This window comes from Pedobacter sp. 05T44, assembly GCF_056395985.1.
Genome location: NZ_JBFTKO010000001.1, coordinates 970,460 through 986,740, shown reverse-complemented (window position 1 = coordinate 986,740; position 16,281 = coordinate 970,460). Strand labels below are relative to the sequence as shown.

Annotated in this window: 10 protein-coding genes; 9 read left to right on the top strand and 1 reads right to left on the bottom strand. The window is 38.6% G+C overall.

Going from position 1 to position 16,281, the window contains the following annotated elements; all coding sequences use genetic code 11:
- The first annotated feature begins 122 nt into the window (after positions 1-122).
- Positions 123-1,508 (top strand): hypothetical protein, encoded by a 1,386-nt coding sequence (locus tag AC1DDK_RS04030; RefSeq protein WP_337715834.1) that lies wholly within the window; start codon positions 123-125, stop codon positions 1,506-1,508.
- Positions 1,509-1,661: 153 nt separating this feature from the next.
- A complete protein-coding gene (locus AC1DDK_RS04025) occupies positions 1,662-2,960 on the top strand; it encodes an alpha/beta hydrolase family protein (RefSeq protein ID WP_337715832.1) in 1,299 nt (432 codons plus the stop codon).
- 534 nt (positions 2,961-3,494) lie between these two features.
- Here AC1DDK_RS04025 and AC1DDK_RS04020 read toward each other — a convergent pair.
- Positions 3,495-4,712, bottom strand: a complete 1,218-nt coding sequence (locus AC1DDK_RS04020) for a TPR end-of-group domain-containing protein (protein ID WP_337715830.1) — start codon at positions 4,710-4,712, stop codon at positions 3,495-3,497.
- 487 nt (positions 4,713-5,199) lie between these two features.
- Here AC1DDK_RS04020 and AC1DDK_RS04015 point away from each other — a divergent pair, with 487 nt between their 5' ends.
- From AC1DDK_RS04015 to AC1DDK_RS03985, 7 genes are all read left to right on the top strand, one after another.
- Positions 5,200-6,261 (top strand): LacI family DNA-binding transcriptional regulator, encoded by a 1,062-nt coding sequence (locus AC1DDK_RS04015; protein WP_172660910.1) that lies wholly within the window; start codon positions 5,200-5,202, stop codon positions 6,259-6,261.
- 140 nt (positions 6,262-6,401) lie between these two features.
- The gene (locus tag AC1DDK_RS04010) at positions 6,402-7,688 is read left to right on the top strand and encodes a sugar MFS transporter (protein ID WP_337715829.1); all 1,287 of its coding nucleotides are present in this window, start codon (positions 6,402-6,404) and stop codon (positions 7,686-7,688) included.
- A gap of 38 nt (positions 7,689-7,726) precedes the next feature.
- Entirely contained in the window at positions 7,727-8,386 is a 660-nt protein-coding gene (locus AC1DDK_RS04005; RefSeq protein WP_288879679.1) for a carbohydrate-binding family 9-like protein, read from the top strand.
- Between the two features lie 211 nt (positions 8,387-8,597).
- Positions 8,598-11,690, top strand: coding sequence for a SusC/RagA family TonB-linked outer membrane protein (locus AC1DDK_RS04000; protein WP_337715827.1), 3,093 nt, complete (start codon positions 8,598-8,600; stop codon positions 11,688-11,690).
- A gap of 4 nt (positions 11,691-11,694) precedes the next feature.
- Entirely contained in the window at positions 11,695-13,152 is a 1,458-nt protein-coding gene (locus AC1DDK_RS03995) for a RagB/SusD family nutrient uptake outer membrane protein (protein ID WP_288879682.1), read from the top strand.
- Positions 13,153-13,165: 13 nt separating this feature from the next.
- The gene (locus AC1DDK_RS03990) at positions 13,166-14,674 is read left to right on the top strand and encodes a CBM96 family carbohydrate-binding protein (RefSeq protein ID WP_288879684.1); all 1,509 of its coding nucleotides are present in this window, start codon (positions 13,166-13,168) and stop codon (positions 14,672-14,674) included.
- Positions 14,675-14,725: 51 nt separating this feature from the next.
- Positions 14,726-16,273: a family 20 glycosylhydrolase gene (locus AC1DDK_RS03985; RefSeq protein ID WP_337715825.1), complete on the top strand. Its 1,548-nt coding sequence runs from the start codon at positions 14,726-14,728 to the stop codon at positions 16,271-16,273.
- The last annotated feature ends 8 nt before the right edge of the window (positions 16,274-16,281 follow it).

Genomic DNA, 16,281 nt, shown 5'->3' with positions numbered 1-16,281 from the left:
AAAGTATTACAATAATAATGAAAGTAAGGAATCAAATGAACAGCAATGAATTTAAATTATCTGCTATATCCCGTTCCATTTTATCAAAGTCAAAATCAGAGACGGATTCATTATATTGCATTATGAAGAAAGAAATCATTTGTATTAATCTCCTTATTTTAGGCATAAGCTGTTTACTGACCGCGGGTTTCAGTGCGTCATCCTCGGCGTCAGTAAATGTCAGGTCGCTACACAAAATTGAAGCAGATAATGCAAAATTGATTCGTCCTGGATTGACTACTCATGTAAGCCTACAAAACAGCAAAGCACTAAAGGTTGAAATTAAGAAAACAGCGACGGGTTATACGTTCATCAGAAACGGACAACCTTATTTTGTAAAAGGGGCAGGCGGGACTTCAGAAACCGAAGCCATAAAAATTGCAGGAGGAAATTCTTTCCGAACCTGGGATACAGAACACGGAGCGGCAAATCTGGAGCAGGCAGAAAAACTTGGACTAACTGTTACGATGGGGCTGAATGTAGCACGTGAACGTCATGGTTTTGACTACAATGACGCAGTTGCGGTAAAGAAACAACTGGATCACCTGCGTAAAGAAGTGCAGAAGTATAAGGACCATCCGGCTTTACTCGCCTGGGGCATCGGAAACGAACTGAACCTGGACTATAAAAACCCCAATGTCTGGAGTGCTGTGAATGACATTGCAAAAATGATCCATCAGGAAGATCCGAACCATCCTGCCACTACTATGCTTGCAGGCATCAATCAAATAGAAATAGACCACATCAAAGCTAAATGTCCAGACCTTGATTTCCTTTCGGTGCAGGTATATGGCGGATTGGCCAAAGTCCCTGATCAGCTACAGACCGCAGGCTGGGATGGTCCTTACCTGGTCACTGAGTGGGGACCCACAGGGCATTGGGAATGTCCGAAAACATCATGGGGTGCCCCGGTTGAAGAAACTAGTTCGGAAAAAGCTGAAGTCTACAAAACACGATACGAAGCATCCATCCTGAAAGATAAGAATTGTCTGGGTTCCTATGTATTTCTCTGGGGGCAGAAACAGGAGCGTACACCTACATGGTATGGTCTGTTTACAGAAGCGGGGGAAACGTCAGAAGTATTTGACGTCATGCAATATGAATGGAGTGGCAAATGGCCTCAAAACCGGGCACCCAATATCAGTTCATTTACCGTAGATGGCAAAAGTGCACGTAGTTCTATTCATCTCAATCCCGAGGAGAAATATTTAGTGGTGATCTCTGTTTCAGATCCGGACAAAGACAAACTAACGATCAGGTGGGAGCTGTTGCCTGAAGCAACGGATCTTGGGCAGGGTGGTGACAGGGAAAGCAGGCCTGCACCAATCCCCAATATGGTAACGACAACTTCCCTGACAAATGCATTGCTCAGCGTACCTGCAAAGCTTGGCGCTTACCGTTTGTTTGTTTATGTGAGTGACGGTCATAATCATGTGGCTACAGCAAATATTCCTTTTATGGTACATTAAGCTTTTTCCTGTTCAATTTCGCGCATACCTGTTCACTTATGAACAGGTGGGTTTTTCGTAATACCAAATAAGTAGTTTAATTGTACTTCTAAAGCTTGTTATTTAGGTTGGCACAATGAATGGCCTTGGTTTTTAAATTTATCATTTAAAATTATGAAATCCTTCTACACAGTTCTTTTGCTTACAATAGCACAAATCGCATACGGTCAAACACCGCAGGGACATTATGAAGGTGCCTTGACACGGGATGGATCTGTTCAATTAATTTCATTCGATTTCCATATAGATAAAACAACTTACGATATCCCTGAAATTGGCTATATGAATGTGGCTACAGAAAAAATATCTCGGAGCAAGGACACTTTGAATGTGAAGATATTCAACGGAGATTTCTATTGTTTTTTAGACCCCAAAACAGGAGATGTAACAGGTATAAGCAAGGATATAAATCCTAGAATCCGGATTCATCTGAAAAAAGCATTAGCGAAAGAAAAGAGCTTTTCAGAGGAAGAAATTAAATTTACTAATGCAGATGTTTCGCTTGCAGGAGTTTTGTTTAAACCCAAAAAATCAGAAAAGCCTATTCCGTATGTGATTTTAGTACATCGATCAGGATGGGAAGACAGAGATACCCCGTGGTATCATTCGTTAGCCTACGATTTGGCGAGCAAGGGCATAGGCGTTTTACTTTATGATAAACGTGGAACCGGTAAATCAACTGGTAATTTTTCATCTGCGGATTTCAATGATCTGGCAGATGATGCTGTTTCTGCTTTTAATTATCTAAAAGAAAGAAAAGATTTGAATTATGTCAAAATAGGTTTTCTTGGTGCAAGCCAGGGAGGATGGATAACACCGCTGGCTGCAAATAAAGTCTCAGGCTGTGGCTTCGCAATTTTAATAGTTGGCCCTGCAGTTTCTCTTTATGAGCAAGATATTAATCGTGTTCAATATACCTTGACTGACGAAGGTTATTCAAAAGAATCTATTGACTCTGCACTTCATTATTCTGCACTTTTTTTCAAATATGTTCAGGGTAACAAGACAAAAGATTGGGATGCGCTTAAAGGATATGCCGCGAAAATTAAAGATAAAAAATGGATAGATTATCTTGATATACCCCAATCGCAAACTGGAGACGACATATTATGGTGGAGAAAAAATCGGTATGACCCCAAAGAGGCCTTAAATAAAATAAAATGCCCGGTATTGAGTGTTTTTGGTGAGAATGATGTATTAGTGCCACCAGCCGAAAACAAAAATAAAATGGAAACTTATCTGAAAAATGCAGGCGTGGATTATAAAGTTGTTACCATAAAAGATTGCGGACACGACATGATAACAAAGGGTAAACTGAATGGTGCTGATTGGGATTGGCCATATACTTATTGGCAATGGCAAAGACAACCTCAGGAATTTTTCAGTTCAATATTTGAATTTATAAAAAAATAAAACTCGAAGAAACCATTGAATTAAAAGATGGGGTAATTGAGCGAAAAGCTAAAGGTACCGTTCGCTAGAACTAACATATAGACAAAGATCTTATATAAGTCTAAAATTTGCATTACAGAAAAACGAAGGTATTCGTGTAACTCATTATCATTATTCCACATTTTTTTTGATAATTGGAACCTATCAAAACTTATTGGCCTTATTTGAATCTGAGATGCCAGCCTAAGAACAAAGTTAAATTCTGTTGCAGGGCTGAAGTTTATTTCTAAGAGACAGTTTTTCACAGTTTGTGTCGTGCGTAGCTTTTCCTAGCTCATGGACAATTAAAATCTATATTTACCTGCTATATCAATTCCTAAAGTAATATTATCGAAGTTTTTGAAGACCCGAATCTCAGTTCCGGTTCTTCAAAAGCTGTTTGCTCAGAGGAATCATCTTACCTGCCTTAACAAGAAAACCAACGTGTACTTTATGGCCAACCTCAAGGTTGTCTATTTAACTAATGAGCCATTATTTTTCTTTTTCCAAATGCTATTAATTATCAAGAGGCTTTTGCCAGAAATAATTTGGATTGGTAATTTCAAATACCTTGGTATCACTCGAAGTTTTTCTGGACGAGTTAACAGTATTAAAACGACCAGGATATAAATTAACATACTGAACCACAGTATTATTCTTCGAGTAAGTCTCCACATCCCAAACACTATTAACAGGGCAGCGTAACCAATAAAGGTTCTTTGACATATAAAAATCAAGATAAAATTCCTTGTTTCTAAATGCATCCTTATTTAAAAGGAGTTCCGAATTATTAATTAAGTGAGTTCTCACTTCTTCGACGCTTAATAATTCACCCTTATTATCACTCACATAGGCATTAAAAGTTGGATCCATCCATAGCCATTTATTAAGGGTTTTAGACCACACAACGTTTATCACATGGCAATCAGTGTCGGCAGTATCTTTTGGCATACATGTAATCATCCTGGATTTAAATCCCTCAGCGTGCAACGCATCCTTTAAAATGGTCGCTTTCATTCGACAATTCACGCCCCGTTTGTCGCGTTTGCACACCTCAATTATATCATTTGCATTTCTAGAAGGTGGATTGTCACCGTTTTGATGGGGCACTATATTGTAAGCCCAAAATAATAGTCTTTTTATTTTGCTGATCTCGTTACCGTTGCCTGCTACTGAATCCAAATTAAATTTAACTTTTAAGTCCACAAGCTCCTTTGAATCTGGAGATTGATAAATAAAAGGGGGCAACGCCGTTACTTTACCATTGAGATATGGGGGTGAGGTTTTTAAGATATAATTCATGTCGCCCCTTTCCCGGATACTTAAGAGGGCTTTTTCAAAGCGTTTGTTACCATGGAGGCTTTTTAGATCTGTATCTTGTATGGTGTTGTAATAATTGCTATATCCCAATTTTACGCATTTGTCAAACGCAGCAAGGGCTTGTGTAGTACTTCCTAACAAATTCTGATAACAGGCAAGATTATAGTACATGCCCGGGTACCAGTTTTTAACAGTAGCCTGGGTATCTACAGCAGCTTCTTCATATTTAACCAACCACTCGTTTATGAGACTAACTGCTTCAATGTAGTTCTTATTGTCAGCAGCAATGCGCCGATTATTATCCAATGCAGAAGTGTATGTTTTGAAGCTTTTTGTTGTGACAGAGGGTTTTTTCTGCGCAATTGAATTAATTATAGGCACAATTAACAATATTGTGAGTAATGCTTTTTTCATTCAAAATATTTTTAATGTTCTAATCTAACAAAACAACCCGAAACTTTTAAGCCGAGGTAGCTGACTAACTGTTGTTTAACACTTTTTAACAGAAAGGTATAACAATTATTCCCTCAATATTTGATAAATAAGCTGGCTAGAAATATTTGAGTTATATCTTCTTTAACACTTCCAAATCCTGATACCTTAACGACTGATTATCATAAACTCATTTCACTAATAAAGAAGTTTTTTTACTCTATCTGAAATGTTAGCCTGTTGTTCCCAAGTGGATGATTTTAATAAGGTTGCCGGGGTTTAATCTGAAAAATCGTATTCTTAATTTCAAAGCCACAGGATCTTGTTCTTTTGGTGATGCAAGAGAATAAGCCTTTGTTTCTTTTGCTTTGATTTTTACTTTGCTTCAATGACGAGCAATGTATGAACGACTAGACAATTTGAACTTTTGAAAATAGAATCTGTTATCTTTATATAATTTTTTAAGCATATGTCGGCAAAAGATATTGAATTAACAGGTGTAAAGGAAATCGCAAGAAGGGCAAATGTTTCAATTGGAACAGTAGACCGTGTGATCCATGATCGCAAAGGGGTATCGCAAAATACCAAGGATAAGATTAATGCAATTATTAAAGAGCTCGATTATCAACCTAATATCTTCGCGCGAAGGTTGGCGTCTAAAAAGCAGGTTGTTTTTGCTGTTCTGATTCCAAAGATTTCACAAGAAACCAATTATTGGGAGGCACCACTTCTTGGTATAGACCAAGCGGGAGCAGAGATCAGTCCTTACGGCATTGTCTTACAGAAATATTTATATGATGTCAACGATAAAAACTCCTTCCTTGAGCAGATCAAACTGATAGATCTTTCCTTGGTAAAGGGTGTTCTTTTGGCGCCAAGTTTTATTGAAGAATCTGAACAGTTTGTAAAGAAGCTTGAAATCAGAAAAATACCTTATGTATTCATCAATTCAGATATTCAGGGGCACGAAAGCTTAAGTTATTTCGGTCCTGATCTTTATCAAAGTGGTTACCTTTCTGCCCACCTCATGAAATACCTCCTTAAAAAGGAAGATAAGATTCTAATCGTTAACATTTCACAAGAAATAGATAACCAGCATCATCTATTGCGTAAAGAGCAAGGATTCAGGAACTATTTTAGCGATAATAAGCTTGAAAATGTCATCGTAAAAATTGATATCAAGCATACTGACTATACCTATATAAGCAACTCACTTGAGCAGGTGTTAAAAAGCCATAAGATTGCTGCTATTTTCGCAACCAATTCGAGGGTTTCAACCGTTGCCAAATATTTGGCAAAGACTGGAGATCAACATAGAATTTTAATCGGATTTGATTATACTAAAGAGAATCTTGCTTTCCTTAAGGAGGGGGACATTGATTTTCTAATCTGTCAGAAGCCCAGAGAGCAGGGGTACAAAGGGCTAATGGCCTTATATCAGTTTGTCGTGCATTCCAAAACTGGTGAAAAAAATAACTTTATGCCGATCGATATCATCACAAGCGAGAACTGTGACTTCTACATCAATTAAGCCATTATTTCATTGATTATTACTTTTTTTCAAAAAGCAATATCACCACCCTGATTTGGAATTCCAAAAAATGTTTTGTTTATTCGTGTACGTTAACGTTGATCATTCTCATACGTTTAATGTTAAGTAAAACAAACCATATGGACCAGAAGACTTATATTAAATCCTTGTATATCATTGCGGTACTTTTTTTTGTCTTCGGTTTTGTCACATGGATAAACGCAATGCTTATCCCATACTTCAAAATTTGCTGTGAGCTCAATAATCTCGAGTCTTATTTTGTAGCTTTTGCTTTTTATATTTCTTATTTATTCATCTCTTTTCCTGCTTCCATATTGCTTAAAAAGTTTGGTTTTAAGAATGGTATGATGATTGGATTTTTCGTGATGGCTATCGGTGCATTTATATTTGTACCAGCAGCGTTATTACGTAATTATCTGTTATTTTTAGTTGGCCTTTTTACGCTAGGGGCAGGACTGGCAGTTTTACAAACTGCAGCAAATCCTTACGTAACCATATTAGGCCCAAAAAACAGTGCGGCAATGCGGTTCAGTATTATGGGGATCTGCAATAAATTTGCAGGAATTCTTGCTCCTTTACTTTTTGCTGCGGTTATACTTAAGTCTTCCGATCAGGCACTGTTTGAACAAGTAAAGTCGATGGGAGCAGTTGAACGGGCATCGATTCTTGATGAACTGATCAGGAGGGTTATTGTTCCTTATTCATGTGTTGGTTTAATTCTGGTTTTACTAGGTTTTCTGGTGCGCTTTTCTTCTTTACCTGAAATTAATACCGAGCAGGAAGATGAGGTTACCGCCGAATCAAATAAAGGGAAACGTAATATTTTTCAGTTTCCCCATCTTGTCCTTGGCGCAATTGCCATATTTGTTCACGTAGGTTCACAGGTAATTGCGGTTGATACCATTATTGGTTATGCCCATTCTATGAATATTTCTCTTTTAGAAGCAAAGGTATTTCCTTCGTATACACTCACAGCGACAATCGTTGGTTATATCCTTGGAATTTCGCTGATTCCAAAATACCTTTCTCAGATCTTGGCCTTGCGTGTATGCATCATCCTGGGGGTTGTATTTACTTTATGTATCATTTTTTGTAACGGTAGTGTTGTCATATTGGGGCATCGGGCAGATATTTCTATATGGTTCATTGTATTATTGGGCTTTGCAAATTCAATGATATGGGCTGGAATATGGCCATTGTCTATGGATAGACTCGGACGTTTTATAAAAATAGGCGCTGCTATTCTAATCATGGGACTTTCCGGAAATGCCGTTATGCCGCTATTATATGGTCACTTTGCCGATATTTATGGTCTGCAAAATGCTTATTTCGTGCTTTTACCGTGTTATCTCTACCTGCTATTTTATGCCTACAAAGGGTACAAACTCGAGCGCTGGATTGGTTAAAAAGAAATCACCCTTTTTATTTGTTATAAAATTTTAAAATGAACTTAAATGTCTTTTACCTCAATGAAGATTCCAATGCCGCACCAGATCAACTTTCAGAGAAACTAGCTAACTATCCCCAAAATCGTTTGACTAATGATTCATGGCCTCAAATACCAGTAATTTGCACAGCCGATTTTTCTATCGCCCATACGGGACAACACATTCTGTTAAAATTTACCATATCCAATGATTATTTCCGATCTATAGAAAGACCGATTAACAGCGAAGTTCATCTTGATAATTGTGTAGAGTTTTTTATCGCTTTTGACCAGTCTGATCAATATTATAATATTGAGTTCAATTGCCTTGGGATTGGAAAAATGGCTTATGGTAATCAAAAAGCTAAAAGAACTTTATTCCAGAATTCTGTAGTGCAGAAAATTCGTACCTGGACAAAATCAGATGCTCAGGAAGGGGAGTTTAACTGGGAGATGACGATGATTATACCTGCAGATGTATTTATATTCCATCAAATTCAAAACTTTGAAGGCATCACTGCGAAAGCTAACTTTTATAAATGTGGTGATGCGTTGCCAAATCCTCACTTTCTATGTTGGAATAAGGTGATATCCCCTATACCTGACTTTCATCGTCCAGATCATTTTGGAACCATTCAATTTATGCCTGCGCAAGCTGAATTAAATAGTTTTAAATGACAAATGTGTTTTTTTTAAAATAAATTCGTGTACGTACCCGTTTATTTAATATATTAGCATTTAGATAGTTGTAGTCTTTGTCCGGATAGGATTTCAATCTATTATTTACCAACCTAAAAACCAAAAACAAGATGAACAGATTTTTTACACCAGCTCAATAGTAATTTTTTTGACTTTTAATCGTGTACGTAAACGTTTTATAAAACCGCCAATGAAAAAGATATACTTAATGACCATGATGGTCGCATTTTCCATGCTGAGTACCTTTGCCCAGGTCAGCCCCGCTAAAGGGACATTATTTACTTTAACTGGGCAGGTAACTAATGAAAAAACTAATGAAACCCTTGTTGGGGTTTCAATCCGCGTGCAGGGAACAGATAAAGGCACGGCAACAGATCAGAATGGTAATTTTAGTTTAGAGGTAACTCCCGGAGCTGTTATTTTGGTGAGTTATATGGGTTACCAAAATCAGACAATTAATATAGGGGAGCGTAAACGCTTAAATATTAAGCTGGCTGAAAGCGAAAGGCAGCTTTCAGAAGTAACCATTAATGTAGGCTATGGTACCCAGAAGGTTAAAGAAGTTACTGGTGCTGTCGGATCAATTACGGCCAAGCAGATGGATACTCATGCCCTGGGGGATGTGAATTCGAGTTTGCAGGGTAAGATTGCCGGACTTCAAATTACAAGTAATTCCGGAGAGCCTGGTGCCGGTGCCACAGTAAGAATACGTGGGGCATCCTCAGTAAACGGTAGCAGTCAGCCATTATATATCGTAGATGGTGTTCCCATAAATGCAGATACTTACGGTGGTGGATTGGTAGATGATGCATCGACTTTTAGTCCCCTGGCAGATTTAAACCCTCAAGATATAGCATCTATAGAGGTATTGAAAGACGGAACTGCATCTATATACGGTTCCAGAGCATCGAATGGTGTAATTATCATTACTACTAAAAGTGGAAAGAATTCCAGCAAACCAGAGATACAGTTTTCAGCAAATGGAAGTATTGCAAACATCACGCGAAAAATTGGAGTGTTAAATGCGCCACAGTTCAGAAGTGCATTTATAGATGCGATATATAATTTTACAGGAGCCCAGACCACTAAAGTCTCTGTGATAGATTCACTTCATCCATATTATTCTAAATCTAACAATTGGCAGGATCTGATGTACCGATCGGCATATCAGTACAAAGCAGATGTCAGTATCAAAGGTGCTTCTAAAGATAATAATATGAATTATTTTGTTAGTGCAGGCTATAAAGATATAGACCCGATTATCATCAATACTAAATTTAAGCAAACTTACGCTTCGGCAAAGGTATATTACACGGTAAATAAGGTTATTACGGGAAATACGAATTTCAACATATCCACCAATAATTACAACAGAATACTCAGCGGACTAAGCAATCAGAGTGCGATATATCAGGCTTTAAGTACCATGCCTGTTTATTCACCATATGATCCCATCACAGGACAACTTATTCCACTTCTGGAGGGAAGTAAACCCAATCCGATAGCTATCTCTGAGCTGGCTGCTAATAAAATAAACAGATGGAGGATGTTTGGTAATCAAGATTTTAAAGTGAAAATTTTAAAAGATTTGGATTTCAAGACAACTTTAGGAGTTGACTATTCGAATACAGAGGAAACAAATTTCACTCCTCAAACGCTCTTACCACAGGGTCAGGTCAGTTCATCTTACCTGACTACAGGGAAAAACTATTCCTTTATCAATGAGAATACGTTAAACTACAGAACAACCCTTGCTAATGATCATAACCTTACCTTTTTGCTTGGACAGTCTTACCAGAAATTTACAGACAACAACGTCAATGTGATAGGTAGAGGCTTAATTGATGCAACCATTACCTCTATCAATGGTACATCTGTTGTTTCGCTTTATAATCAGAACATCGAAGAATACAGTCTGCTTTCTTATTTTGCCAGGGCAAATTATGACTACAAAGGCAAGTATCTTTTCTCTGCGGTAATGAGAGCTGATGGTTCTTCAAGATTTGGAGCGGATAACAGATTTGGATATTTCCCCTCATTCTCGGCCGGTTGGAGATTGTCAGAAGAAGATTGGTTTAAGAAAATCAGTTTTATTTCAGATGCAAAGATCCGGGGAAGTTTTGGTGTTACAGGTAACCAGTCGATCGGTAATTATGCATGGCAGGGATCACTCAGTACCATCGGTACTTATCTAGGTAATGTAGCAATTGTTTCTAACGGAGTTCCAAATGCATCGTTAAAATGGGAAACGACAGAACAAACAAACATTGGTCTGGACCTCTCTTTTTTACGTGATAGAATTCGCTTTACCGCAGATGCTTATCTGAAAAAGACAACCGGGCTTTTATTTGATGTAGCTGTTCCGGGCACTACAGGTTATGCTACAGTTCCTGCCAATTTCGGTAGTTTAGAGAACATAGGTCTTGAATTTACACTTTCAACGGTTAACATAGACCAGGAATTTAAATGGAATTCTACATTCACTTTCTCACTAAACAGAAATAAGGTACTGTCTCTTCCTGGCAATCAGGATTATCGTCCAAATATTTATAATATGGCAAGGGTAGGGGAAACTGCAGGCGTATTTTACGGTCTTAAAGCTTTGGGCGTGTATGCTTATGACACAGATAATGTATATCAGCGGGATGCAGCCGGAGCTGTTGTTCCTTATCGTCAGGGATCCGCAAATGGATCGATCTATAAAGGTGGAGATGTAATATGGGAGGACATAAATGGCGATGGTATCATTAACGATTCCGATTTGCAGGTAATTGGTGATCCAAATCCTGATTTTACTGGAGGTTTTCAAAACGAATTCAATTACAAAAAATTCACGCTTTCTACATTAATCACCTACAGTTTTGGCAATGATGTATTTAATGAGGTTAAAAGAAACCTGGATGCTACACCATATGATCAGAATTTCACCACCGATCAGCTTAGACGATGGAGAAAACCGGGTGATGTAACAGATGTTCCAAGATTGGTTAAAACTGACCCGATGTTAAACAATGCCATCTCAAGCAGATTTGTAGAAGATGGTTCATTTATCAGAGTTCAAAATCTTGCGCTCAATTATAGAATTCCGACGAAAGTATTGAACAAGCTAAAAATAAACAATGCTACTGTAGGATTCTCGGTAGTCAACCTGCTAACCTTTGGTTCTTACACCGGATATGATCCCGAGGTCAGCTCATCAACTAATGCACTTGCCGTTGGTGTAGATCGTGGATCTTTCCCAAGAACCAGAACATATAATTTGTCATTGAACTTTAGTCTTTAATACTATGAAACGAAGAGATTATAAAATATACAGCTTTATGCTGATCACCTTGGTTTTCTTATCCAGCTGTAAGAAGGCATTAGAAATCGATCCAACAACTTCTTATTCCAGTTCGAATTTCTGGACCGAAACGCCTCAGGCAACKGCAGCTTTATATGGTGCATACAACCTTTTACAAGGAGCAATGGCGCCGGAGTCTGTTTTATACGGCGAAGGAAGGGCTGATAATGTAGTCATAAATCCACTGGCATTGAGCTCGCAGACCTTGAATTTGTTAACAAACAACCTCAACTCAAGTCTGCCTATTGCAAACTGGAGTGGTTTCTATCAGGTTGTTAATCAAAGTAATTTAATCCTAAAGAACACTTTGGAAATGAAGGGTAAAGGACTTTATTTAGGGAAAGCTGCTGAATATAATAGTGTAAGAGGGCAGGCCTTTGCCATTCGCGCTTTCTGTTACTTTTACATGACCCGTATTTGGGGTAAATTACCCATGGTAACTGAACCCTTTGTAGATGCGAAACAAAATGTAAGCATTGCACGTTCAGATACTGCTGCGGTGTACGCCCAGATCCAGGCAGATCTTGATTCTGCAGCATTAGCGCCAATCCCTGCATCTTATACAACGGCTCCGGCAACCCGGGCCCAGTTTACATTAGGTGCAGTTAATGCTTTGTATACTGATTTTTATATGTGGCGTCATCAATATGAGAATGCACTTGTGGCCTCACAGAAAATTCTGACCAGCTCAACCTATTCACTTGCCTCACTTTATAGTGCCTCGTCAACGGTAGATTATAATGTTAATCCGGCATTAATTGACAATACTGCTTATGCGCAGATGTTTACGAAAGGAGCTTCTAATGAATCAATTTTCGAAATCGATTACAATTTTGCGGAGCGGGCCACACGATCATTTTTGATTACGGTATATGGTGATCTTGGTTTCCAGCCGTTCTTCAAAGCCAGTGGTTACCTATCTAGTAAATTCAGCTCAACGGATTTGCGTTCAAAGATTAATTTCGATACCAATTCGGGTATCGTAAAATTCTTTGAGAAATCTGGATTTGTGCGTGGTACGCAGGACGATAAGAATATTATCATTTATCGCCTGGCCGATATCATGTTGTTACGTGCTGAAGCACTCAATAAAACCGGCAACATTCCCGGAGCAATGGTACTGGTAAATCAAATCAGAAGCAGAGCCGGGGCCCAGCCATATGCGGAAGATTCTTACAGCGGATTTACCACCGATCAAATAGAAGATCTTATCCTTGATGAACGTGCCAGAGAACTTTGTTACGAAGGCAAGAGATGGTTTGATCTGGTACGTACAGGCAAGGCCATTAAAGTAATGCAGCCCATCAATGGCCTTAGTCAGACTGAAAACTTCCTGTGGCCATTAAGCCTTACCGAAATCAGATTAAACCCACTGTTGGATCAAAATTCATATTACCAATAAAAAATATTTAAAGATGAAAAAATTAAATCTTTACCCAAAAGTACTTTTTCTCTGCATGTGTGTGCTCACAATTGTAAGTTGTGGCAAACTCGAGCTTTTGAAAAATGAAGATAGTAACGGAACTGATGCAGGTGCTAACCTTAAGGAGCAAACCATACAACAGTTTCTACTTGCAGACCACAGTTCAGATTTAACCGAACTTGATCTCTTTGCTTCAGCAGTGAAACGTTCGGGCTTGATGGATATGCTGGGTAAAAGCGAGGATTATACTATGGTACTGCTCACCAATCCCGCGGTTAAACAGCTTTTGGCAACGGTAGGGTATACCAGTGTTGATCAGGTACCTCCCATTATTCTTAAAAACCTGTTGGGCGATCTGATCATAAAAGGGAAATTAAAATCCACTGATCTTAGTCTTGATGAGACAAGAAAAATAGAAACCATTAATGGAAACTATATTTACTACTCCAGAACATCAAACGCATCTGATCAATATGTGCTGAGAATTAATCAGAATTCAACATTAGGATCCACGGCGGCAGTGGTACGGTCGCAGGATCTGGAATTTAACAACGGCGTAGCCCAGGTTACTGCTCAGTTTACTTTCTACAGGTTGCTGGACGATAAACCGGATGAGGCCGATGAGGGGGGGAATGTGATTACACAAAAAATCAATGTGGCTAAAGACGTTTACGTTCGCGGCGGTTCTGGTAACTCAAATGCCAATTTCAACGATGTGGCAACCATAGATTTAAAAGCGGTAAGTTCCGCAGATGCTACTGTTGGTCGTATTGGTGTAATGCAGTACCCACTGGAAAAACCAAGCTTTGGCGACAAAATTGGCGCCGCAAAGATGTATGTTTATGTGTATACCACAGGGTTAACGCCTGCTACCACATTCTCCTTTTCTGCACATTTAGGTGAAAATAAAGATTGGGCGGAAAATGCAATCACCTGGAACAATGCTCCGACCTACAATTCTGTTCCTATGTCAACTTTATCTATTCCCGGAGAAACAGTTGGATGGGTTTCTTTTGATGTTACCTCAGCAGTTAGTCAGCTTTACGCAAATAATGAAACCTTTATCAACGTGTTTTTAAAACACAATGTTGATAATTTTATTAAGGTTCGCCCAAGGGAATTCTCTAATGGACTTTACAGTTCTTATATTACTATTAGTTCTCCACCGCAAACAGTTTTAACACTCGGCAAGGTAAGTGTGCTTAATGTTTCTGCCCTTGAGCAGATTGCACCGTTAACATTGGCTAATTTGAAAATGGAAGGTACAACTGATCATAACATTACCTACTCCGTAAAACAGGTTCCTACGGCCGGATTCTTAGTTAAATATGGGATTCCGCTTGCTGCAAATGCCTCTTTTTCGCAGGCTGATATTGCAAAAGGAGCCATTAAATACCTATATGGGGGATCGGGCAATACGGATAAGATCATTTTTGAGGCAAGAGATCATAACGGAGGGTATTTTAAATCAGACATCAGCCTGGATATCGCAATTAAATAGATTTTGCCTGGCATTTGCTTAAATCAGTAAGTCCGAACAAAAATATAAATTATGAAAAGAACAGTATTTCTTGTAATGCTTTTAACTACATTTTTTGACTATGCAAATGCATTTCAAAAAGGGTTAAACGATCCGGTTTCACCATTTCCGGTAAGGGGATTTCATCTCGATTTGCGCATTCAGGCCATTCCTATGCCCGCTCTTAGAAAACTTGCGCTGCAATTGGTTAAGGGTGGCATTAATACGCTGGTTATGGAATGGGAGGCAACTTATCCTTTTCAGGACGAACCTTTGATTCCTAATCGTTTTGCTTATACAAGAGATGAAGTAAAGGCTTTTATTGCTTACGGTGCTTCTATAAAACTTGATGTCATACCACTTCAACAGAGCTTTGGACATGTTGAATACATTCTTAGAAATCCCAAATACAAAGACCTGAGAGAAGATCAGAAAGATTACTCTCAGGTCAATCCAATTCGCGAGGCTGAGGCTAAAAAGCTTTTTACCACGCTTTATCAGGACTTGATTTCTACACATAATTCTCCTTATATCCATATTGGTGGTGATGAGACTTATCTGCTGGGACACTCAGAAGAATCCAAAAAGAAGATTAAAGCAGTCGGTATCGGAAGGCTATATGGCGATTATATCAAAATGCTTTGCGATGTTGTAGTTGGATTGGGTAAGAGACCGGTACTTTGGGCAGACATCGCTTTGAAATATCCGGAGGCATTAAAGGGTTTACCAAAAGAGACCATTTTTATCGACTGGAATTATGGATGGGACATCAATATGTTTGGTGACCATGAAAAACTCATGCATAGTGGTTTTGAAGTATGGGGAGCACCATCAATAAGGAGTCATCCCGATAATTACTTTCTCACCCAATGGGGAAAACACTTTAAAAATATTTCTGATTTTGTTCCGTTGGCAAAAGAGCTGGGCTACAAAGGCATCATTATGACTTCCTGGTCTACCTCCGGATTGTATTCTCCCGTGTTTGAAACCACCAGGGATATCGTAGATCTTTATGCAATCCGACGTGTTTATCCTATCAGCGGATTTAATATGCTTATCGCGGCATTTCTTGAATCCATAAAGTCCGGGAAGGCACTTGATACAGAAAAGTTCATTTACGGTTATGCCAAATCGCAATATGGTTTTGATGAAAACAGTGCTAATGCGTTTTGGAAAGCGGTTTCGGCGGTTCCTTTCGAGATTACACAAGGAAAACCGATCAATACGGATTTAAGTATTGATCAAATGTTAGATAGTACCAAAAAAGCATCTGCTATACTCCTGAAGCTTAAGCCCGTTAAAAATGCAAAAGAGTTTGAACATTACCGCTTAATGGCAGCCATCCGTATACAATATCTTACTTATCAGTCGATAGAATCCCGGGCAAATGCTCCGGAAATGACCGCCGAAAAGCTTAAGGTACTAATTCCTGAGCTTGAAGCGCTACCTACTAAAGAACTGGATAAGAAGTTTATAGCGCTCAATTCAGAGATCATGTACCCTTCAGAAATTGCTCAGGAAAATGAGCTTAGAAATGCGAAAATCAAGGTATTGCTGGATAGGCTGAAGAGGCTTAAATAATACTAAAG